The 223-nt window shown below is 67.3% G+C and carries 1 protein-coding gene; it reads right to left on the reverse strand.

The genetic code is table 11. The annotated features are described in order from the left end of the window. The coding region (locus E4K09_RS24015) for a ribosome maturation factor RimM (protein WP_483238023.1) at positions 1 to 223 on the reverse strand (223 nt) is incomplete at both ends.

Raw genomic sequence — 223 nt, forward strand, 5'->3', positions numbered from 1 at the left:
GAGCTGCACGCGGTTCAAGGCCTCCGCGGCTTCGCGGGTGGTCACGCCCTCGACGACGGCGATCAGGAGATCGGGCGTGCCGCCAGGAGCCTGGCGCACAGACTTGAGGGAATAAGTTTTGCCGTTCGACGCGATGAGCGGCCTGTAACCGGCGATCGCCTGGGGATCGCCCGTATGGGATTTGAGCCGCACCTCGCCTTTGAGGCCGTGGGCGCGGCCGAAC

Origin of the sequence: Microvirga pakistanensis, from assembly GCF_004458765.1 — a bacterium.
Taxonomy (GTDB): Bacteria; Pseudomonadota; Alphaproteobacteria; order Rhizobiales; family Beijerinckiaceae; genus Microvirga; species Microvirga pakistanensis.